This is a genomic window from Saccharopolyspora cebuensis, assembly GCF_039542665.1.
Taxonomy (GTDB): Bacteria; Actinomycetota; Actinomycetes; order Mycobacteriales; family Pseudonocardiaceae; genus Saccharopolyspora; species Saccharopolyspora cebuensis.
In genome coordinates this window covers 56,372-75,017 of record NZ_BAABII010000016.1, presented here as the reverse complement: position 1 = coordinate 75,017, position 18,646 = coordinate 56,372, and the positions used below count along the sequence as shown (strand labels likewise).

The window sequence follows — 18,646 nt, the reverse complement described above, 5'->3', positions numbered from 1 at the left end:
TTAGTTCCGGCGTTGACAGCCGGGCAGATCGCGGACAACACTGCGCTACGTTCGCGGATCAACGATTCGCGTCCGTATTTGAGAACGCGAGAGGATCCGATGGACTTCGCACCGACCGAGGACCAGCAGGCGCTGCGGGAAGGGGCGCGCGCCCTCGCCCGGACGTTCTCCGACGAGTACTGGGCCGAGCGCGACCACGCGGGCGAATTCCCGTGGGAGTTCTACGACGCCTTCGCCGCCGGCGGCTGGCTCGGCATCGCCATCCCCGAGCGGTACGGCGGCGGCGGGCTCGGGATCAGCGAAGCGGCGCTGCTGCTGGAGGAGGTCGCCGCCGCCGGGGCGGGGATGAACGGGTGCAGCACGATGCACCTGACCATCTTCGGGCTCAACACCATCGTCAAGCACGGCAGCGAGCGGCTGCGCCGGGAGGTGCTGCCCGCCGCGGCCGACGGCTCGCTGCACGTGTGCTTCGGCGTCACCGAACCCGACGCGGGCACCGACACCACCCGGATCACCACCTTCGCCGAACGCGTGCCCGGCGGCTACCGGGTCAACGGGCGCAAGGTGTGGATCACCAAGGCGGGCGACTCCCAGAAGATGGTGCTCATCGCCCGCACCACCCGGCGCGAGGAAGTCGCGCGCCCCACCGACGGGATGAGCCTGTTCCTCGTCGACCTCGACCCGGCGCACGTCCACCTGAACCCGATCCCCAAGCTCGGCCGCAACGCGGTGGCCTCCTACGAGGTGCTCCTCGACGACCTGTTCGTGCCGGACTCCGCCCGGGTCGGCGAGGAGGGCGAGGGGTTCCGCCACCTGCTCGACGGGCTGAACCCCGAGCGCATCCTGCTCGCCCACGAAGCGCTGGGCATCGGCCGGGCCGCGCTGGAGCGCGCGGTGCGCTACGCCGGGGAGCGAGTGGTGTTCGACCGCCCCATCGGGCAGAACCAGGGCGTCGCCTTCCCGCTGGCCGAAGCCGCGACCCGCCTCGACGCCGCCGAGCTCATGGCGCGCAACGCCGCCTGGCGCTACGACCGGGGACTGCCCTGCGGCCGGGAGGCGAACATGGCCAAGTGGCTGTGCGCCGAGGCCGGTTTCCAGGCCGCCGACCAGGCCGTGCAGACCCACGGCGGCATGGGTTACGCCCGCGATTACCACGTCGAGCGCTACTTCCGGGAGTCCCGGATCCTGCGCCTGGCCCCGGTCAGCCAGGAGATGGTGCTCAACTACGTCGCCCAGCACGTGCTCGGCCTGCCCAAGTCGTACTGACCAGGAGATGTCATGACCGGAAGCCTCGACGGGCTGCGCGTGCTGGACCTCTCGCGGGTGCTCGCCGGACCGCTGTGCACCCAGATGCTCGCCGACCACGGTGCCGAGGTCGTCAAGGTCGAAGCACCGGCCGGGGACGAGACCCGGACGTGGGGACCGCCGTTCGTGGACGCGACCACGAGCGCCTACTACACCGGGGTCAACCGCAACAAGGCCAACATCGGACTGGACCTGCGCACCGAGTCCGGGCAGCGGGTGCTCGCCGAGCTGCTGGCCGGCAGCGACGTGCTGGTGGAGAACTTCAAGGCCGGGACGCTGGCCGGGTGGGGGCTGCCCGACGAGGTGCTGCGCGAGCGCTACCCGCGGCTGGTCCAGTGCCGGATCACCGGCTTCGGCACCGACGGGCCGATGGGCGGGATGCCCGGCTACGACGCGGTGGCCCAGGCCTACGGCGGGCTGATGAGCATCAACGGCGAACCCACCGGTCCGCCGCTGCGGGTCGGCGTGCCCGTGGTGGACATGGTCACCGGGATCTACGCGTTCTCCGGCATCCTGCTCGCGCTGCACGAGCGGCGGCGCAGCGGGCGGGGCCAGCTGGTGGACTGCGCGCTGATCGACACCGCGATCTCGTTGCTGCACCCGCATTCCCCGTCGTGGCTGGCCGACGGCGAGCCGGCCCGCCGGACCGGGTCGGCGCACCCGTCGATCGCCCCCTACGACACCTTCGAGGCCGCCGACGGACTGGTCTTCATCGGCGTCGGCAACGACCGCCAGTTCGGCGGGTTCACCGAGCTGCTGGGGATTCCCGAACTCGCCGACGACCCGAGGTTCCGCACCAACGCCGACCGGGTCGGCAACGTGGCGGCGCTGCGCCCGCTGCTGGCCGAGCGGATCGCCCGGCACCCGCGGCGGGAGCTGGCCACCGCGCTGCTCGCGCGCGGGGTCCCGGCCACCCCGGTGCACGACGTCGGCGAGGCGCTCACCGATCCGCACGTCCTGCACCGCGGGATGGTGGTGACCGACGGCGACTACCGCGCGACCGGCATCCCGATCACGCTGGAGCGGACGCCGGGCGCGGTGCGCAGCGCACCGCGCGGGCACGGCGCCGACACCCGCGGCGTGCTGGCTTCGCTGGGCTACTCCAACGCCGAGATCGACGATCTGGTCGCCGCGGGCGCCGCCGTCGAACCGCCGTGCTGAGGGACGGGGCCGCGCCGGCGAGCGACCCGCTAGCCGAAGGTGATGATCGACTTGATGTCGTCCGGGCCGGTCTCGAACGCGACGCCCCACTGCTCCAGCGGGACGGTGCAGGTCACCAGGCCCGCCAGCCAGTCCGGGTCGGCGGCGCACAGGGCGTCGTGGGCCGCCGCGAAGTGCTCGCGGCGCGAGTTGACCGAGCCGAGCACCGCCTTGTTCCCGCCCAGCAGGTCGTCGTTGAACGCCGCCAGGTCGAGCGTGCGGCTCCCGCCACCGTGGCCGATCAGCACCGCACCGCCTGCCGCGGCGGTGTGCTCGACCGCTTCCGGCACGAGCACGCCGGTGCACTCCAGCACCGCGTCGAAGCGGCCCAGCCCCTCCGGCGAGGCGTGGTACTCGGCGCCGAGCGCGCGGGCCTGCCGCTGCTTCGGGCCGCCCACCACCCGGTCGACCACGTGCACCTCCAGCCCGCGCTGCACGCCGAGCAGCGCGGCCAGCAGGCCGATCGGTCCCGCGCCCAGCACCAGCGCGCGCCGCAGCGGGCGTTGGACGACGTGGTCGATCCGCTGCCAGGCCTTGGCGACCACGCTGGTGGGTTCGACGAGCACGCCGAGCCCGCCGAGGGCGTCGGCGACGCCGACGGCGTACTCCGGTTCCAGGGGGAAGCGCTGCGCGCCGTAGCCGTCGAGGCCCTGGATGCCGCGCTCGGCGTACCGCCCGTTCTCGCACAGGTCGAACCGGCCGACGGCGCACAGCGGGCAGGGCAGCGGGTCGGGGCGGCGGACGATGCCGGTGACCAGGTCCCCGGGCGCGAAGCCGGAGCCCTCCGGGGCCCGCACCACCCGGCCCAGCGATTCGTGACCGAGCACGTACCAGTTCCGGTCCGGCGGCGGCCTGCCGATGCGGCCCGCCAGGACCTCGCGGTCGGTCCCGCAAACGCCCAGCGCCACCGCCTCGACCAGCAGTTCCCCCTCGGCCGGGGACGGCTCGGGCAGGTCGACGACCGACCCCCGGGTGGTGAGCGCGCGCATCGCATCCCCTCCCGCCCGAGTCCTTCTGGTGCCCCGATTCCTTCTGACGCCCGATTCCCTCTGACGCTAGGGGCCGGTCGCGGGACTGTCCAGCCGATCGGGTGATCTTGACGACCCGCGCGGGGCCCGTGGAGGCTGACCGCGCTCGACGTGGAGGTGGCGGATGGGACCGCAGGTCGTGTCGCTGGTCGTGCTCGTCCTGATCTTCGCCGCGGGGACGACGCTGCCGGTGAACCTGGGCGTGCTCGGCTTCGTGGCCGCGTTCGGCGTCGGCACCCTGGCGGTCGGCATGAGCACCGAGGACATCATCGCCGGGTTCCCGGGCGACCTGTTCCTCACGCTGGTCGGCGTCACCTACCTGTTCGGGATCGCCGAGCGCAACGGCACCGTCGACCTGCTGGTGGGCGCGGCGGTGCGCTCGGTGCGCGGCCGGGCCGCCCTGGTGCCGTGGATCTTCTTCGCGGTCGCCGCCCTGCTGATGTCGATCGGCGCGCTGTTCGCGGTGGCGATCGTGGCGCCGCTGGCGCTGGGCTGCGCCCGCCGGTACGGGATCGACCCGCTGCTGATGGGGATGCTGGTCGTGCACGGTGCGCTCGGCGGCGCGTTCGCCCCGACCAGCGTGTACGGCAGCTTCGTCAACGGGGTGGTGGGCGGCGCGGGGCTGCCCGGCGATCCGGTCGTGCTGGCGCTGGCCCCGCTGCTGTTCAACATCGCGGCCGGCGCGGTCGTGTTCGCGCTGCGCGGCGGGCGCCGGCTGGTGCGGCTGCGGGTCGAGGACGACGCGGGAGCGCGGGCGCAGCGGGTGCGCCTCGACCAGGTGCTCACCGGCGGCGCCGTGCTGGCGCTGGCCCTGGGCACCGTGCTGTTCGACCTCGACGTCGGGTTCCTCGCGCTGACCCTGTCGGTGGTGCTCGTGCTGGTCTCCCCGGCCGCCCGCACCGGGGCGGTCGAGCGGATCAGCTGGTCGACCGTGCTGCTCATCGGCGGGGTGCTGACCTACGTCGGCGTGCTGGAGCGGGCCGGGACCGTCGACTACGTCAGCCGGGCGGTCGCCGGGATGGGGATGCCGCTGGTGGCGGCGCTGCTGCTGTGCCTGATCGGCGGGATCGCCAGCGCCTTCGCCTCCTCGGTGGCGATCCTGGGGGTGCTGATCCCGCTGTCGGTGCCGTTCCTGGCCCAGGGCGAGATCGGCGCGGTCGGCATGGTCGCGGCGCTGGCGGTGGCGGCGACCGTGGTGGACGTCAGCCCGTTCTCCACCAACGGCGCGCTGGTGCTGGCCAACGCCGCCGACGACGCCCGGGAAGCGCTGTACCGGCGGATGCTCGCCTACAGCGGGGCCGTGGTGCTGCTCGGTCCGGCGCTGGCGTGGGTGGTCCTGGTGGTGCCGGGACTGCTCTGAATCGATGTCACGAGCTGAAGCGCCCTTAAGTTGGCGATAGTCCGCAATTGTTATCGCGGGAACAATTCCTCTGACATCATCAATTGCCGTCCGGACCACCCGACAAACTGGTTTACGCCAAGTCGGTGACGGATTTGCGGGCGCTTGACCTGCGCTGACATACCCGAATATGGTCCAGACCACACAACGGCCGTTCGCGGTTCCGCCCACCGGCACCGCAATCACTCCCCCGTCGCCGTTGTGGATCCCCGGCCGCGCGGGAACCCCTCGCCGCGCGTCCGCACGACAAGGAGCTGAGATGAGCAAGAAGCGCAAGGTGACGGCTGCCGCGGTCGGCGCGGCGATCGCACCTCTCCTGGTAGGCATCCCCGCGGGCACCGCGAGCGCGCACGGCTACGTCAACTCGCCGCCGAGCAGGCAGGCGCAGTGCGCCGAGGGCACCATCGAGTGCGGCGCCATCAAGTGGGAGCCGCACAGCGTGGAGGGCCCGAAGGGCCTGATGAGCTGCAGCGGCGGCAACTCCCGGTTCGCCGAGCTGGACGACGACAGCAAGGGCTGGGTGCACACCCCGGTCGGCACCACGGTCAACTTCGACTGGACCCTCACGGCGCCGCACCGCACCTCGACCTGGGAGTACTTCATCGGCGGCAACAAGGTCGCCACCTTCGACCAGGGCGGTCAGCAGCCGCCGCGGCAGCTGTCGCACACCGTCGACCTCAGCGGCTACAGCGGGGAGCAGACGGTGCTGGCGCGGTGGAACGTCGCCGACACCGCCAACGCCTTCTACGCCTGCATCGATCTCAACATCGGTGGCTGAGGCACCGGTGGCGGGCCCGGTCGGGGCCCGCCACCGGCATGGCCGCCCGCCGCACCGGGTACTCCGGGGACATGCCCAAGCGCAAGCGAGAGGACTACGAACGCGGTCTGCCCGGCTACCACGACCCGATGGCCGGGGTGGCCGGCGCGCCGTACGCCCGCAGCGCGCTCACCCTGCGGTTGTGGCTGGCCGGATTCGGCCTCGTGTTCTGCGCGGTCGCCGCGGTCCTGATCTTCCTGAACCTGCCCGAGCTGAGCTGGCTGGCGTGGGCGCTCGTCGTGCTGGCCGCCATCGCCGCGGTCGACTTCGGCTGGGTGCTCTACCGCAAGCTCCGCGGCGAACCCGGCTGACCGAGCCGGCGGCGCTGCTCAGCTCCCGGCCAGCCGGTGCAGCAGTCCCCCGACCAAGCCGATCTGCCCCGGCGAGGCGCTCGGCACGACGTGCTCGTCCCGGGAGTGCGGTCCGGCGCCGACCGCGCCGAGCCCGTCGAGCACCGGGAATCCCAGCGCGGACACGAAGTTCGCGTCGCTGACCCCGCCGACCGAGGTGCCGGCCAGGTCCATCCCCAGCTCCCGCGCCACCTCCCGGGCACCGGCGAACAGCGCTTCCGACGGCGGACCCGGGTTCATCGGCGGGCGGTTCCACCCGCCGGAGACCTCGATCCGGATGCGCTCGTCGGCATGCCCCAGCGCCGCGAGACCGGCGTCGATGCGCGGCATCTCGGCCGGGTCCTGGATGCGGACGTCGACCTCGCAGGACGCCCGGCCGGCGATCACGTTGCGCCCGGTGCCCCCGCTGAACAACCCCACGTTGATCGTGGTGCCGCGCTCCGGGTCGGCCAGGCCGGTGATCCGCGGTACCAGCTCGGCCAGCGCGTGCACGGCGCTGGCCCCGGCGAAGGGGTCCAGCCCGGCGTGCGCTTCGAGGCCGTGCGCGGTCACGTCGAACAGGCCCAGCCCCTTGCGGCGGACCTTCACCATGCCGTCGCGGCCGGGTTCCAGCACCAGCGTGGCGGCGACCTCCGCGCAGGCGCGTTCGATGTGGTGCTGCGAGGCGCGGCTGCCGATCTCCTCGTCGCCGGTGAGCAGGAACCGCACCGACGGGTGGGCGATCCCGAGCTCGCGCAGCAACCGCAGCGCCCAGACACCGTGCACGATGCCCAGCTTCATGTCCAGGCACCCCGGTCCGGTGATCCGGTCGCCGTCCACCGCGAAGGGCATCTCGGCCAAGGTGCCGACCGGCCACACCGTGTCGTAGTGGCACAGCAGCAGCACCGCGCCCGGCGCGGTCCCCCGGTAGGTCACGTCCAGCACGTCGCCGCGCGCCCCGCCGTCGTGCCGGACCCGCGCGGCGGGGTCGCCGAGCCGCTCGCCCAGCCACACCTCCAGGTCCGCCAATCCGGCGTCCAGCGCGGCCTTGTCACCGCTCGGCGTCTCGCTCTCCACGAGCCGCCGCAGGTCGTCCAGCACGTCCTCCTGCCGCCGCCGCGCCGCGTCCGCCAGTGCCCTGCTCACCACATCGCCGCCTTTCCCGTCGTCGATCCCACGCGTCACCGCACCGGCGCGCCGGGGCCGAGCGGGATGCCCAGCGCCCACCACGCCGCGAACAGCAGCGACCACATCACCAGCACCGCGAAGGCGATCGGGAGCGTCAGCGACATCAGCGTGCCGATGCCCGCGTCCTTGCGGTAGCGCTGCAGCAACCCGAGGGCCATCGCGAAGTACGGGCTCATCGGGCTGATCAGGTTCGTCGCCGAGTCGGCGATCCGGAACACCGCCTGGGTCGTCTCCGGCGCCACGTCCAGCAGCATCAGCATCGGCACGAAGACCGGGCCGACCAGCGCCCACTGCGCCGAACCGCTGGTGATCAGCAGGTTGATCACCGTGACCACGCCGATCAGCCCGGCGAACAGCAGCAGCGGGTGCACGTCGGCCGAACCGAGCACCGCCGCACCGCGGATCGCGACGACCTCCCCCAGCCCGGTCCACTTGAAGTACGCCAGGAACTGCGAGGCGGCGAAGAACAGCACCACCACCGGCGCCAGGTCCACCACCCCGCCGGTCATCGCGGGCGGGACGTCGCGCGCCTTCGGGATGCTGCCGGTGGTCCGCCCGTACACCGCGCCGGTCAGCAGGAACACCAGCCCGAGCACGTAGGCCACCCCGGTGATCACCGGCGAGTCGAGGATGCCGCCGTCCTCACCCCGCAACGGCGAACCGGCGGGCAGCATCGCCAGCACCACCACGAGCAGGAAGCCGAACAGCACCAGCCCCGCGTTGCGCAGCCCCCGGCGCTCGTCCGGGCCCAGCCGCATCGCGCCGAGCTCCTCGTCCGCGCCCTCGCCGTCGGCGGGCATCCCCTGGGTGCGCCGGGACAGCAGGAACTCGGTGACCAGGGTGATCACCACGGCGAGGAACAGCGCGGAGCCGATCGAGAAGTAGTAGTTGGCCAGCGGGGTGACGACCCGGCCGGGTTCGATGAACTGCGCGGCGCCGGTGGTCAGGCCGGCCAGGATCGCGTCGGTCGGGGTGAGCAGCAGCGAGGCGTTGTAGCCCGCCGAGATCGAGCCGAACGCCACGACGAGCCCCAGCACGGGGCTGCGCCCGGCGGCCTTGAAGACCAGGGCTCCCAACGGGATGAGCACCACGTAGGCCGCGTCGGAGGCCACGCTGCCGCTGATCCCGGTCAGCGCCAGGGCGAAGGTCAGGTACTTCGGCGGTACCCGGCTCACGCTGCCGCGCAGCAGCGCGCCGAGCAGCCCGCTGCGCTCGGCCACCGACACGCCCAGCATCACCACGATGATCAGCGCCAGCGGCGGGAACGCGGCGAAGTTGTCCACCGCGTCGCCGACGATCACCCCGACGCCCTCGGCGGAGAGCAGGCTCCGGACCCGGATCGTCTCGCCGTCCACCGGGGACACCGCCGAGACGCCGAGGGCGCTGAGCACCGCGCTGAGCACGACGACCAGCCCGGCCATGATCGTGAACAGCCAGAACGGGTGCGGCAACCGGTTGCCGACGCGTTCGACGAGGTGCAGGAACCGCAGCACCGCGCCCATCGACCGGGAGCCGTCTGCGCTCGTTCTGGGACCCACCGCGACTCCTCGGTTCGACGATCGGGGCGCTCGGCGCTGCGCCGGGCACTGGCGTGCGATTCAAATCCGGCGCGGCAGTTCCTGTCAAGAACGGGGAAGTCTGCGGTGTATCCATTCGGTAAACCGGCTCGCGGCGGGGATACTATTCGTCCGTGACCGGCGCAGCGCTCGTCGACGAACTGGACCTGGCCCTGATCGGCGCCCTCCAGCAGGCGCCCCGCGCGCCGTTGCGCGCGCTGGCCGACGCGCTCGGCAGCTCGGCGAGCACCATCGGCCGGCGGTGGCAGCGGCTGCACGACGACCGGCTGCTGCGGGTGATCGGCCAGCTCGACTGGAACCTGGTCTCCGAGACCCGGCCCCGGCACGTCTGGATCACCACCGCTCCGGGGCGCTCGCCCGAGGTCGCCCGCCGGCTGGCCGCGCTGCCCGAGGTGCAGTACGTCGCGCTGACCTCCGGTCGCGCCGACGTCTACTGCACCGCGCACCCCGGGAACCGCGCCGCGGCCCGGGATCTGCTCACCCGGCGCATCCCGGCGGTCGGCGGGGTGCGCGACACCCGGTCCGACCTGGTGCTGCGCGCCGTCGGCCGGGCCGACGCCTGGTGCGGCGCCCCCGTGCCCGACCCGGTGCGCGCCGCGCTGGCCGCGCACCGGCGCGCCGATCCCCCGTCCCCCGCCGTCGCTTTCGAGTCGCTGTCGGAACCGGAACGGCGCGCCGCCGCGCTGCTGCACGGCAACGCCCGGCTGACCTCCAGCGACCTGGCGCGCGAGCTCGGCGTGAGCCAGTCCAGCGCGCACCGGCTGCTCGGCGGTCTGCTGGAGCGCCGCGTCGTGCGCCCCCGCGTGGAGGTGGAGCCCGCCGTGCTCGGCTTCCAGGTCGAAGCGGTGGTCGCGCTGGCCACCGAGCCCGGCACCACCGCCGAGGTCGGCCGGGCGCTCGGGAACCACCCGTCGGCCCGCTACGTCTCGGTGGTGGCGGGCAGCGCGACCGTCATCCACCAGGGCGTGTTCGGCGACGAGGACGCGCTCGCCGACTTCCTCTCCGACGATCTCGCCGGTCTGCCGGGCATCCGGTCGACGGAGGTCTCGGTGGTGCTCGACGTGCTGCGCCGGTACTGGATCGACCGGGACGGCGTCCGGCTGGGCGAGGCCCGGATCCCGCTGCGCGGCACCGCACCCGGCTGAGCGGTCACGCGCTGCGGGCGGTCCACTTCCGCAGCCGGGGCGGCACCCGCTTCTCCAGCCCGTAGGGTTCGAGGTGCGCGCCGAAGACCTCGTCGAACGCCTCGCGCACCGCCTCGGTGTCCCACACCTCGCGCTCCAGGATCGGTTCCTTGAGGTGGGGCTGGCCGATCAGGTGCAGCTGCGGTCCGTTGCACCGGACGAGCTGGCCGGTGATCCCCGCCGCCGCGTCGCTGAGCAGGTAGAGCACCAGCGGTGCGATCCGGGACGGCGTCCGCTCCGGCGGGCAGTTGCGCAGCGAGCGCTCGGAGTTCCACACCATCCGGGTGTGCGCCAGCGGGCACACCGCGTTCACCCGCACCCCGATCTGCTCGGCGTCCAGCGCCCACGAGTAGGTCAGCGAGGCCACCGCGCCCTTGCTCGCCGCGTACGCGCCGAGCGCGCGCTGGCCCAGGGACGCCCCCGAGGAGATGTTCACGATCGCCCCGCCGGCCCCGGTCCGGTGCATCTCGCGCAGCGCGGCGAGCCCGGTGTGCAGCACGCCGAGCACGTTGACCTCGATCAGCTCCCGGGCCCGCGCCGCGTCGTCCTGCCACGGCAGCGCCTCGTAGTTCAGGCCCGCGTTGTTGACCAGGCCGTCGATCCGGCCGAACTCCCGCACGCAGGTCTCGACGATCCCGTCCGCCTGCTCGGCGTCGGCCACCGACGCCGCGCTGGGCACGGCCCGGCCGCCGTGCGCGCGGATGGTGGCCGCGGTCGCTTCGGCCAGCGGGCCGTCCACGTCGTTGACCACGACCGAGGCGCCCGCGTGCGCGGCGTGCAGGGCGAACGCCTCGCCCAGCCCCCGCCCCGCGCCGGTCACCACCACCGCCTTGTCCGCCAGCAGCTCCTGCATCGCCGTCCTCTCGCACCGGGTCGCGCGCACACCGCGCCGTCGCACCGCGCGGCCAGCATCTCGGAGCCGCCCGCACCGCGCCCCCGGTGCCGCGCCGAGCGGCGCGCACGCTGCGCCGAACGCCGGGTCGCTGACTAGTGCCGATGTACCAACCGCCCGGCAGCGGCGGACCACCTCCCCGGCGGGCCGCCACCGGTGGACCCGATACCGTGGCGCGGCGAGTTCGATCAACGCCGGGAGTCCTCAGGTGCCCGAGTCCAGTCCGCACCGGGTCGCGCCGCGGCGCGCCGGGACCGAGCGCGGCGTCGTGGTCGAACCGTTCCGCGGGTGGCGGATCGCCCCGGAGCGGATGCGCGAGCTGGCCGGGCGGTACGCGACCCCGTGGGGCCAGCTCACCGACCTCTCCGACGGCGCGGCGCAGGAGGCGGCGGCGGTGCTGCGCTCGTGGCAGCGCAGCGGCACCGTGCTGCGGGAGCCGCGCGACGCCCTCTACGCCTACCGGCAGTCCGGGCCGCACGGCGACCAGCGCGGCGTGCTCGGCGCGGTGCACCTGGACAGCAGGTTGCTGCCGCACCAGGACGTGCTGCCCGAACGCGCCGAGGCGCTGTCCCGGATGATGGCGACCGGCGGCCTCGACCTCGGGCCGCTGCTGCTGGGCTACTCCGGGACCGGGACCACCGCCGGGCACCTGGACGCGCTCGGCCAGCGCCCGCCGACCGCGGAGGTGCTCGGCCCGGACGGCCAGCGCCACCAGCTCTGGCGCATCACCCAGCCCGCCGTGCACGAGGAGATCGCCGCCGAGCTGGCCCGCTCCCCCGCCCTGCTCGCCGACGGCCACCACCGCTGGATCGCCGCCCGGCAGCTCCGGCGCCTCCGGCACGCCCGGGGCAGCGGCACCGGGCCGTGGGACTACGCCTCGGCGCTGCTGGTGGACACCCGGCGCAGTCCGCTGCTGGTGGCCCCGGTGCACCGGGTGCTGCCCGCCGCGGACCCGTGGACGGCGCTGGACAGCGCGGCCGGGGCCTTCCGGATGACGCGGCTGCGCGGGGATCTGGGGGAATGGCTGCGGGTGCTGCGGCACACCGCCGAGCACACCACCGCCTTCGCCGTGGTCACCGGGCACGGGACGTTCCTGCTGACCGACCCGGTGGAGCCGCTGCTGGCCGAGGCGCTCGCCGCGGTTCCCGCCCCGCTGCACCGGATGCAGCTGGCGGTGCTGCACGCGGCGCTGATCGACTGGTTGTGGCGGGTGCCGGCCGCGCCGGGCGCGATCGGCTACGAATCCAGCCCCGGCCGCGCGGTGCGCCGGGTGCAGCGCGACGGCGGGATCGCGGTGCTGGTCACCCCGCCCCGCCAAGCCGAACTGCGCAGCGCGTTCTCGGCGGGGCTGCGGCTGCCGTGCAAGTCCACGGCGTTCCGCCCGGTGCCGCACCCCGGCCTGGTGCTGCGCGCGGTCGACGGCTGACCCACCGCGCCCCGTTCGCCGGTACCGCCGCGGTCCGGCGTCGCGGTTCACTGGAGGCCGACGCCGACCGCGGAGGTGGCCGATGACCACGCGGAGCAGGAACCGGGTGGACGAGCACGACCGGTGGCAGGACCTCTGCTCGGTCGCCGCCCGGCTGGCCGCCGAACGGGACCGGCCCGCGCTGGTCGTCCGGCACGCGGCCCGGTGGCTGGAGCAGCGGGGGCGGGTGCACGGCGAGGAGGTCGTGGTGACCTGGACGGTCGCCGACGCCGAGCTCGTCCGGCACCAGCTCCGCGACCGGCTCGACCCGGACCGGGTGCTGGCCGCCGCACCGCGGGTGCGCCACCACCGCGCCCGGCGCCCCGCCGAGATCCCACCCCCGCGCCGCACACCCCGGGACCACCCGGAAGGGGACTGAGCGAGGGGCACCTCCTCCGGCCATGTCGGATGGAGGTGCCCCTCACCTGGCTCACCCGTTCAGGGTGAGGATCGCGGCGGTGAGGGCGGTGGCGTAGAGCACCCAGAGCAGGTACGGCACCAGGGCCGCGGCGGCGAGCCGGTCGCGGCGCGCGGCCAGCACCAGCAGGCCGACGACCGCGACGTCCAGCAGCGCGATGTCCAGCAGCGCCCACGCCCGCGCCTGCGCGGCGAAGAACAGCGGCGTCCACAGCGCGTTGAGCACCAGCCCGACGCCGTACCAGGTCAGCGACCGGCGCAGCTCGCGACCGTCGGCCGCGCGGTACCAGAGCCGCCACCCGGCGAAGGCCAGCAGCACGTACAGCACCGTCCACACCGGACCGAACAGCGCGGCGGGCGGCGCCCAGCCGGGCAACCGCAGCGCCGCGTACTGCTCGGCCGAGGTGGCCGCCGCCCACGAACCGACGGCGGCCACCAGCGCGACGGCCGCGGCGAACAGCACCGCCGCGACGACGGCGGAGCGCACCGGTGGCCGGTTCCGGGTGGTCGCGGTCGGCATCCCACCTCCCCTCCTCCGCCGGGCTCGGCGGATCACAGCGACAACGTCAGCACCGGGTCCGCGGTCGGCTGCGCCGAACCGCCCGCGGGTTCGACGGTGACCGCCAACGCCTGGGTACCCGGTGGCAGCGGCGCGACCACGGAGGAGGTCTGCTCGCCCGGATCCGCTTCGAGCAGCCCGGCCGAGACCGGCCCGCCCTCCCCGATGAACCAGAGCTGGTAGACGCGGCTCGGCGGCGGGCTGGGCAGGTCGGAACCGAGGAACATGGCCTGCCCGGTCTGCCGGGACACCACCGCGGTGGTCTCGCCGGTGCCCATCGAGGAGCGCAGCAGTTCGGCGTCCGGGGCCTGCAGCACCTCGGCCATCTCGCGACCGGCGTCCCCCGCTTCCCGCATCTGCTCGGTGACCTGCGCGAGCTGCTGCTGGGTGTGCCAGGCCATCCCGCCGAACACCCCGGCCAGCGCGATCCCCACCACGGCGGCGGCGGTCGCCAGCCGGGTGGTCCAGACCCGGGGGCGAGCGGGGCGGCGCCGCGCCCGCAGCTCGGTGACCCGCGGCGGGTCCTGCCGGGTGCGGGAGACCTGCTCCAGCACCTTCGCCTTGAGCTCCTCCGGTGGCGGCACCGAGATGTCGGCGCCCAGCCGCGCCGCGGTCGCCCGCAGCTCGGCGACCTCCTGCGCGCAGTCCGCGCAGGAGGCGAGGTGCCGCTCGAACTCGGCTCGCTCCTCGCCGACCACCGCGTCCACCGCGTAGGCACCGGTCAACGTGGACGGATCGGTGTTCATCGCCCCACCCCCAAGCAGTCGCGCAACCGGATCAGGCCGTCGCGCAGGCGCGTCTTGACCGTCGCCGTCGGCGCCTCCAGCAGGCCCGCCGCCTGGCGGTAGGTGTAGCCGCGGTAGTAGGTCAGCAGCACCGACTCGCGTTGCAGCTCGGTCAGCGTGGTCAGGCAGCGCCGGAGCTGGCGTTGCTCCAGCCGGGACAGCACGGTCTCCGACACCTCGTCGTAGGGCCGCCCCGGGGCCTGCCTGCCGACCTTGGCCTCCCGGTCGGCGGCGGCCTGCGCCGCGCGCACCCGGTCCACCGCGCGGCGGTGCGCGAGGGTGAGGATCCAGGTCATCGCCCCGCCGCGCTCCGGGCGGTACCGGGTGGCGCTGCGCCACACCTCGACCAGCACCTCCTGGGAAACTTCCTCGGACTGCGCGGCGTCGCGCACGATGCGCTGGACGAGCCCGAAGACCTGCGGCGCGACCTGGTCGTAGAGCCGGGCGAAGGCCCGCTCGTCGCCCCTGGCCACGGCCACGAGCAACTGCTCCGGCCCCGGCCCGTCCGCCGCCTCGGTCTCCCCGGCCGGACGGCCGGTCGCGTCTTCCATCGATTCCTCCCCGGCCGGGTCCGCCCCGGCGTCGGTCAACTCCGGCCCGGCTTGCGCAAGCCCCACTGCCGCACGTCCAGATATCCCGCGCGGAAACCGGCTTCGCTGTAGGCCAGGTAGAACTCCCACATGCGGCGGAACCGCTCGCTGAAGCCCAGGTCCGCGACGTCCTGCCAGCGCGCTCCGAAGCGCTCCCGCCACTGCGCGAGCGTCCGCGCGTAGTGCTCGCCGAAGGAGCACCCGTCGGTGCCGCGCAGCGAGGTGTGCTCGGCGACCACCTGGCGCACCGCTTCCGGCGACGGGATCAGCCCGCCGGGGAAGACGTACTTGTGGATCCAGGTGTAGGACCGGCGGGTGGCCAGCATCCGGTCGTGCGGCATCGTGATGAGCTGCAACCCGATCCGCCCGCCCGGCGCGAGCAGCCGGTCCAGGGTGCGGAAGTAGACCGGCCAGAAGTCGCGGCCCACCGCCTCGATCATCTCCACGCTGACGATCGCGTCGAAGGTACCGGTGACCTCGCGGTAGTCGGCCAGCCGGACTTCCACCCGGTCGGCCAGCCCGGCCGCGGCGATCCGCTCCCACGCCAACCGCCGCTGCTCGGCGGACAACGTCACGGTGGTCACCCGAGCCCCGCGCCGCGCCGCGCGGATCGCCAGCGAACCCCACCCGGTGCCGATCTCCAGCACCTCGGTGCCCGCGGTGACGTGCGCGAGGTCCAGCACCCGGTCGAGCTTGCGCCGCTGCGCCGCGGCCAGGTCGTCCTCGCCCGGGACGAACAGACCGGCGGAATAGGTCATGGTCTCGTCGAGGAACGCCGCGAACACGTCGTTGGACAGGTCGTAGTGGTGTTCGGCGTTGCGGCGGGCGCCGGCGCCGGTCCCCCGGTCGGTGCCCGGCTGCCGGGCGTCCACCCAGCGCCGCGCCAGTTGCAGCGGCGCGGGGATCAGCGCGGCCATCCGCTCGGCGAAGGGCGTGAGCAGCTCGGCGGGCTCCGGGCTGGACCAGTCCCCGGCCATGTAGGCCTCGCCGAAGCCGATCTTGGCGTCGGCGCCGAGCCGGTGGAAGAACGCCCCGGGGCGTTCGATCCGCATCAGCGGGGACCCCGGGCCGCCGGAGCCCAGCCGCGGCCCGCCGGCGAGCGCGATCCGGACCGGCAGGTCCCGGACGGCGCGGCGGAACAGCCGCTCGGCGACGGCCGCCCGGAACGGGGCGTGCGGCGGGGCGCCGAGCTCGTCCCACGGTGCCGCCGTCGAGCGCGGCGGAGCGGTCGCGGAGGTCATCGGACTCCTTCCTGGTGGTGGTGGGGATGCCGGGGCGTCCGCGGCGCACCGCGGACCCACAGGGCGAGGCCGTGCGCGCGGATCAGCGCCGAGACCCGTTGCGGGACCAGGGGTCGGCGCAGCGCCAGGCCCAGGATCCGCCGCCGGGTCGCGGGCAGCCGGTGGCCGGACAGCGTCGCGGTGAGCATCCGCTGCCCGTCCTGGCCGAACTCGATGCGCAGCGCCACCCGCTCCCCCGGCGGGTCCAGCCGCATCCGGTACTCGCCGCGCTCGGGCAGGAACGGCGAGACGTAGAACTCCTTGGCGGTCTCGCCGATCCCGTCGGCGTCCGGGTGCAGCAGGTAGCAGTGCCGCTCGCCGTAGGTGTTGTGCACCTCGGCCACCACGCACTCCAGATCGCCGCCGGGGCCGTGGCACCAGTAGACGGTGAGCGGGTTGAACGCGTGGCCGAGGACCCGGGCGTTCGCCAGCATCAGCACCTGCCCGCCGCGCAGGTCCACGCCCCGCAGGGCCAACCAGCGGTCCAGGTTCTCCCGGATGCTCCGCGCCGGGTCGCCGAGGTGGTCGCGGGAGTCGAACCGGGCCAGCGGGCGCAGCGGCAGCGGCAGCCGGGGCAGCGCGTCCAGGTCGACCAGCCAGGTGTGCAGGCGGTGCCGGAAGGTCATCGCCGGGTCGACGTGCCTGCGGTGGGCGACCACCACGTCGTAGAGCCGGGCCCGCATCACCACCGCACCCCCATCGCCTCGGCGGCCCGGACCCCGGAGGCGCAGCCGTCCTCGTGGAAACCCCAGCCGTGGTAGGCCCCGGCGAAGCGGACGCGCTCGTCGCCGATGCCGGGCAGGTCGCGCTGCGCCGCGACGGACTCCGGGGTGTAGACCGGGTGCCGGTACTGCATCTTGGCCAGCACCCGGTCCGGGGCCACCCGGTCGGCACCGTTGAGGGTCACGACGTAGTCGACCGGTTCGGCCAGCCGCATCAGGCGGTTGAGGTCGTAGCTGACCCGCACCGCGCCGCTGCCGCCCGCGCACCCGGGCTTGAGGTAGTTCCAGGACGCGCGGGCGTGGTCCGGCAGCGGCCCCGGGTCCGTGTGCAGCAGCGTCTCGTTGTCCGAGTAGCCGAACGCGCCCAGCACCCGGCGCTGCCGCTCGGTCGGCTCGGCCAGCAGGCCCAGCGCCTGGTCGGCGTGGGTGGCGAGCACGACGCGGTCCACCCGGTGCACCACGTCGGCGTGGTCGCGGACGTCGACGCCGTCGGCGCGCGGGTGCACCGAGCGCACCGGCGTCGAGGACCGCACCGCGGGCAGCCGCTCGGCGATCCGCCGGACGTACTCGCCGGACCCGCCGACGACCGTGCGCCAGGCCGGCGACCCGCCGACGGACAGCATCCCGTGGTTGCGCAGGAAGTGGAACAGGTAGCGGGCCGGGTAGCGCTCGGCCAGCCCGCGCTCGGTGGACCACACCGCCGAGACCAGCGGCAGCGCGAAGTGCTCGGTGAAGTAGCGGGAGTGGCCGCCGCGCGCCAGGAACTCGCCGAGCGTGGTGCCGGGGTCGGCCGCCGGGTCGTCCAGCAGCCGGTTGGCCTCCCGGTGGAAGCGCGGCACCTGGGCGAGCATCCGCAGGTAGCGGCCGTTGCGGGCGGTGGCGGCGGTGGGGAACAGGCCGGCCAGCTTCCGCGCGCCCGCGTACTCCAGGCCGCAGCCCTCGCAGCGCACGCTCATCGACATCTCGGTGTCGCGGGTGGTGACGCCGAGCTCGGCGAACAGCCGCAGCAGGTTCGGGTAGGTCCGCTCGTTGTGCACCAGGAAGCCGGTGTCGACGGGCACCGGGCGGCCGTCCTCCGCGGTCAGGTCGTGGGTGTGGGCGTGCCCGCCGAGCCGGTCGTCGGCCTCGAACAGCACCACGTCGTGGCGGGTGGCCAGCAGGTGCGCGGCGGTCAGCCCGGACACGCCCGCGCCGATCACGCCGATCGTCCCGGTCATCGCGCGTCTCCCCTCGCGTGCTCCACCGCGAAGCGGCGGACGTGCTCGTTCCACGACCGGGCGTGCCGCAGCATCGCGTGCCCGGAGCCGCTGATGACGATGCGTTCCACCCTCGCCCCGGCCGCGCGGGCGCGCCGGGCGAAGTCCTGCGACGCCGCGGGCGAGGTGGTGCGGTCGCGGTCGCCGTGGACGATGAGCAGCCCCCGGTCCCGCAGCTGCGCCACCGGGTCGGTCCGCAGCGTCCACGGCGCCAGCGCGCACACCGACCGCACCGCAGGCGCGTCGGCGACCCGCAGTGCCGCCCGGGCGCCCATCGAGTGCCCGATGAGCGCCACCCGCGCCCGCGGGTGGGCCCGGCCGATGATGTCCAGCGCCCACCGGGCGTCCCGGACGGCGTCGAGCCGGTCGTCGTTCCAGCCCCGCACCCGGTTGCGCAGCACCCACACCGCCGCACCGAAGTGGGCGGTGCCGCGGTGCACGGCGCCGGCCAGCGGCAGCATCCGCCGGAAGGCGAGCTGGGTGGCCCGCACCGGCTCGCTGCTGGTCGCCCGGCCACCGTGCAGCACCAGGAACACGGTGTCCGTGGTGTCCGATCGGGACATCCGGATGCGGATCTCCGGGTCGTTCATGCGCATACCGGTTGTTCGGATCCCGCTCACCGCTGGATTGGTCCCCCGGCGGTTTCTTCTCCT

General features: G+C 74.3%; 19 protein-coding genes. 8 read left to right on the top strand and 11 right to left on the bottom strand.

The features are described from left to right. Positions 1-99 precede the first annotated feature (99 nt). Positions 100-1,266 carry an acyl-CoA dehydrogenase family protein gene (locus tag ABD976_RS20510; protein WP_345365621.1) on the top strand — a complete coding sequence of 389 codons (1,167 nt, stop codon included), beginning with the start codon at positions 100-102 and terminating at the stop codon, positions 1,264-1,266. A 12-nt stretch (positions 1,267-1,278) separates the two neighbouring features. Beyond that, a complete protein-coding gene (locus tag ABD976_RS20505) occupies positions 1,279-2,466 on the top strand; it encodes a CaiB/BaiF CoA transferase family protein (RefSeq protein WP_345365619.1) in 1,188 nt (395 codons plus the stop codon). A 29-nt stretch (positions 2,467-2,495) separates the two neighbouring features. Here the strand turns inward: ABD976_RS20505 and ABD976_RS20500 are convergent, their stop codons facing one another. Further along, positions 2,496-3,494: an alcohol dehydrogenase catalytic domain-containing protein gene (locus ABD976_RS20500; RefSeq protein WP_345365617.1), complete on the bottom strand. Its 999-nt coding sequence runs from the start codon at positions 3,492-3,494 to the stop codon at positions 2,496-2,498. Positions 3,495-3,657: 163 nt separating this feature from the next. On the opposite strand from ABD976_RS20500, the gene ABD976_RS20495 reads away from it, so the two are divergent. From ABD976_RS20495 to ABD976_RS20485, 3 genes are all read left to right on the top strand, one after another. Continuing rightward, entirely contained in the window at positions 3,658-4,893 is a 1,236-nt protein-coding gene (locus tag ABD976_RS20495; RefSeq protein ID WP_345365615.1) for an SLC13 family permease, read from the top strand. 298 nt (positions 4,894-5,191) lie between these two features. Continuing rightward, positions 5,192-5,710 (top strand): lytic polysaccharide monooxygenase auxiliary activity family 9 protein, encoded by a 519-nt coding sequence (locus ABD976_RS20490; protein WP_345365613.1) that lies wholly within the window; start codon positions 5,192-5,194, stop codon positions 5,708-5,710. Between the two features lie 71 nt (positions 5,711-5,781). Continuing rightward, on the top strand, positions 5,782-6,060 hold the full coding sequence (locus ABD976_RS20485) for a DUF6343 family protein (RefSeq protein WP_345365611.1): 279 nt from the start codon (positions 5,782-5,784) through the stop codon (positions 6,058-6,060). An 18-nt stretch (positions 6,061-6,078) separates the two neighbouring features. On the opposite strand, the gene ABD976_RS20480 is transcribed toward ABD976_RS20485, so the two are convergent. Next, positions 6,079-7,227: a M20 family metallopeptidase gene (locus ABD976_RS20480; protein ID WP_345365609.1), complete on the bottom strand. Its 1,149-nt coding sequence runs from the start codon at positions 7,225-7,227 to the stop codon at positions 6,079-6,081. Positions 7,228-7,259: 32 nt separating this feature from the next. Continuing rightward, positions 7,260-8,768, bottom strand: coding sequence for an AbgT family transporter (locus ABD976_RS20475; RefSeq protein ID WP_345366837.1), 1,509 nt, complete (start codon positions 8,766-8,768; stop codon positions 7,260-7,262). Positions 8,769-8,956: 188 nt separating this feature from the next. On the opposite strand from ABD976_RS20475, the gene ABD976_RS20470 reads away from it, so the two are divergent. Then, positions 8,957-9,988, top strand: a complete 1,032-nt coding sequence (locus ABD976_RS20470) for an Lrp/AsnC family transcriptional regulator (protein WP_345365607.1) — start codon at positions 8,957-8,959, stop codon at positions 9,986-9,988. A gap of 4 nt (positions 9,989-9,992) precedes the next feature. Here ABD976_RS20470 and ABD976_RS20465 read toward each other — a convergent pair whose 3' ends face one another. Next, positions 9,993-10,880, bottom strand: coding sequence for an SDR family NAD(P)-dependent oxidoreductase (locus ABD976_RS20465; protein ID WP_345365605.1), 888 nt, complete (start codon positions 10,878-10,880; stop codon positions 9,993-9,995). A gap of 247 nt (positions 10,881-11,127) precedes the next feature. Between ABD976_RS20465 and ABD976_RS20460 the strand changes: the two genes are divergently transcribed. Both ABD976_RS20460 and ABD976_RS20455 read left to right on the top strand, forming a co-directional pair. Beyond that, positions 11,128-12,345 (top strand): DUF1015 family protein, encoded by a 1,218-nt coding sequence (locus ABD976_RS20460; RefSeq protein ID WP_345365603.1) that lies wholly within the window; start codon positions 11,128-11,130, stop codon positions 12,343-12,345. Positions 12,346-12,427: 82 nt separating this feature from the next. After that, positions 12,428-12,763 (top strand): hypothetical protein, encoded by a 336-nt coding sequence (locus tag ABD976_RS20455; RefSeq protein WP_345365601.1) that lies wholly within the window; start codon positions 12,428-12,430, stop codon positions 12,761-12,763. Between the two features lie 51 nt (positions 12,764-12,814). Here the strand turns inward: ABD976_RS20455 and ABD976_RS20450 are convergent, their stop codons facing one another. From ABD976_RS20450 to ABD976_RS20420, 7 genes are read right to left on the bottom strand one after another with little or no spacing between them, the layout of a single operon-like run. Beyond that, the gene (locus ABD976_RS20450; RefSeq protein ID WP_345365599.1) at positions 12,815-13,321 is read right to left on the bottom strand and encodes a TspO/MBR family protein; all 507 of its coding nucleotides are present in this window, start codon (positions 13,319-13,321) and stop codon (positions 12,815-12,817) included. Between the two features lie 32 nt (positions 13,322-13,353). Further along, positions 13,354-14,106 (bottom strand): anti-sigma factor, encoded by a 753-nt coding sequence (locus tag ABD976_RS20445; RefSeq protein ID WP_345365597.1) that lies wholly within the window; start codon positions 14,104-14,106, stop codon positions 13,354-13,356. Then, positions 14,103-14,696 (bottom strand): ECF RNA polymerase sigma factor SigK, encoded by a 594-nt coding sequence (sigK, locus tag ABD976_RS20440; protein WP_345365595.1) that lies wholly within the window; start codon positions 14,694-14,696, stop codon positions 14,103-14,105. Before sigK ends, ABD976_RS20445 begins: the two co-directional genes overlap by 4 nt. Positions 14,697-14,731: 35 nt before the next feature. After that, on the bottom strand, positions 14,732-15,976 hold the full coding sequence (locus ABD976_RS20435) for a class I SAM-dependent methyltransferase (RefSeq protein ID WP_345365593.1): 1,245 nt from the start codon (positions 15,974-15,976) through the stop codon (positions 14,732-14,734). After that, a complete protein-coding gene (locus ABD976_RS20430; protein WP_345366835.1) occupies positions 15,973-16,698 on the bottom strand; it encodes a DUF1365 domain-containing protein in 726 nt (241 codons plus the stop codon). The genes ABD976_RS20435 and ABD976_RS20430 overlap by 4 nt, the downstream gene beginning before the upstream one ends. Continuing rightward, the gene (locus tag ABD976_RS20425) at positions 16,698-17,954 is read right to left on the bottom strand and encodes an NAD(P)/FAD-dependent oxidoreductase (protein ID WP_345365591.1); all 1,257 of its coding nucleotides are present in this window, start codon (positions 17,952-17,954) and stop codon (positions 16,698-16,700) included. Before ABD976_RS20425 ends, ABD976_RS20430 begins: the two co-directional genes overlap by 1 nt. Continuing rightward, positions 17,951-18,583, bottom strand: coding sequence for an alpha/beta hydrolase (locus ABD976_RS20420; protein WP_345365589.1), 633 nt, complete (start codon positions 18,581-18,583; stop codon positions 17,951-17,953). The genes ABD976_RS20425 and ABD976_RS20420 overlap by 4 nt, the downstream gene beginning before the upstream one ends. Positions 18,584-18,646: the final 63 nt, after the last annotated feature.

Coding starts and splice junctions, on each gene's coding strand:
- ABD976_RS20510 (WP_345365621.1), top strand. CDS start 100: ATGGACTTCGCACCGACCGAGGACCAGCAGGCGCTGCGGGAAGGGGCG.
- ABD976_RS20505 (WP_345365619.1), top strand. CDS start 1,279: ATGACCGGAAGCCTCGACGGGCTGCGCGTGCTGGACCTCTCGCGGGTG.
- ABD976_RS20500 (WP_345365617.1), bottom strand. CDS start 3,494: ATGCGCGCGCTCACCACCCGGGGGTCGGTCGTCGACCTGCCCGAGCCG.
- ABD976_RS20495 (WP_345365615.1), top strand. CDS start 3,658: ATGGGACCGCAGGTCGTGTCGCTGGTCGTGCTCGTCCTGATCTTCGCC.
- ABD976_RS20490 (WP_345365613.1), top strand. CDS start 5,192: ATGAGCAAGAAGCGCAAGGTGACGGCTGCCGCGGTCGGCGCGGCGATC.
- ABD976_RS20485 (WP_345365611.1), top strand. CDS start 5,782: ATGCCCAAGCGCAAGCGAGAGGACTACGAACGCGGTCTGCCCGGCTAC.
- ABD976_RS20475 (WP_345366837.1), bottom strand. CDS start 8,768: ATGGGCGCGGTGCTGCGGTTCCTGCACCTCGTCGAACGCGTCGGCAAC.
- ABD976_RS20465 (WP_345365605.1), bottom strand. CDS start 10,880: ATGCAGGAGCTGCTGGCGGACAAGGCGGTGGTGGTGACCGGCGCGGGG.
- ABD976_RS20455 (WP_345365601.1), top strand. CDS start 12,428: ATGACCACGCGGAGCAGGAACCGGGTGGACGAGCACGACCGGTGGCAG.
- ABD976_RS20450 (WP_345365599.1), bottom strand. CDS start 13,321: ATGCCGACCGCGACCACCCGGAACCGGCCACCGGTGCGCTCCGCCGTC.
- ABD976_RS20445 (WP_345365597.1), bottom strand. CDS start 14,106: ATGAACACCGATCCGTCCACGTTGACCGGTGCCTACGCGGTGGACGCG.
- sigK (WP_345365595.1), bottom strand. CDS start 14,696: ATGGAAGACGCGACCGGCCGTCCGGCCGGGGAGACCGAGGCGGCGGAC.
- ABD976_RS20435 (WP_345365593.1), bottom strand. CDS start 15,976: ATGACCTCCGCGACCGCTCCGCCGCGCTCGACGGCGGCACCGTGGGAC.
- ABD976_RS20430 (WP_345366835.1), bottom strand. CDS start 16,698: ATGCGGGCCCGGCTCTACGACGTGGTGGTCGCCCACCGCAGGCACGTC.
- ABD976_RS20425 (WP_345365591.1), bottom strand. CDS start 17,954: ATGACCGGGACGATCGGCGTGATCGGCGCGGGCGTGTCCGGGCTGACC.
- ABD976_RS20420 (WP_345365589.1), bottom strand. CDS start 18,583: ATGAACGACCCGGAGATCCGCATCCGGATGTCCCGATCGGACACCACG.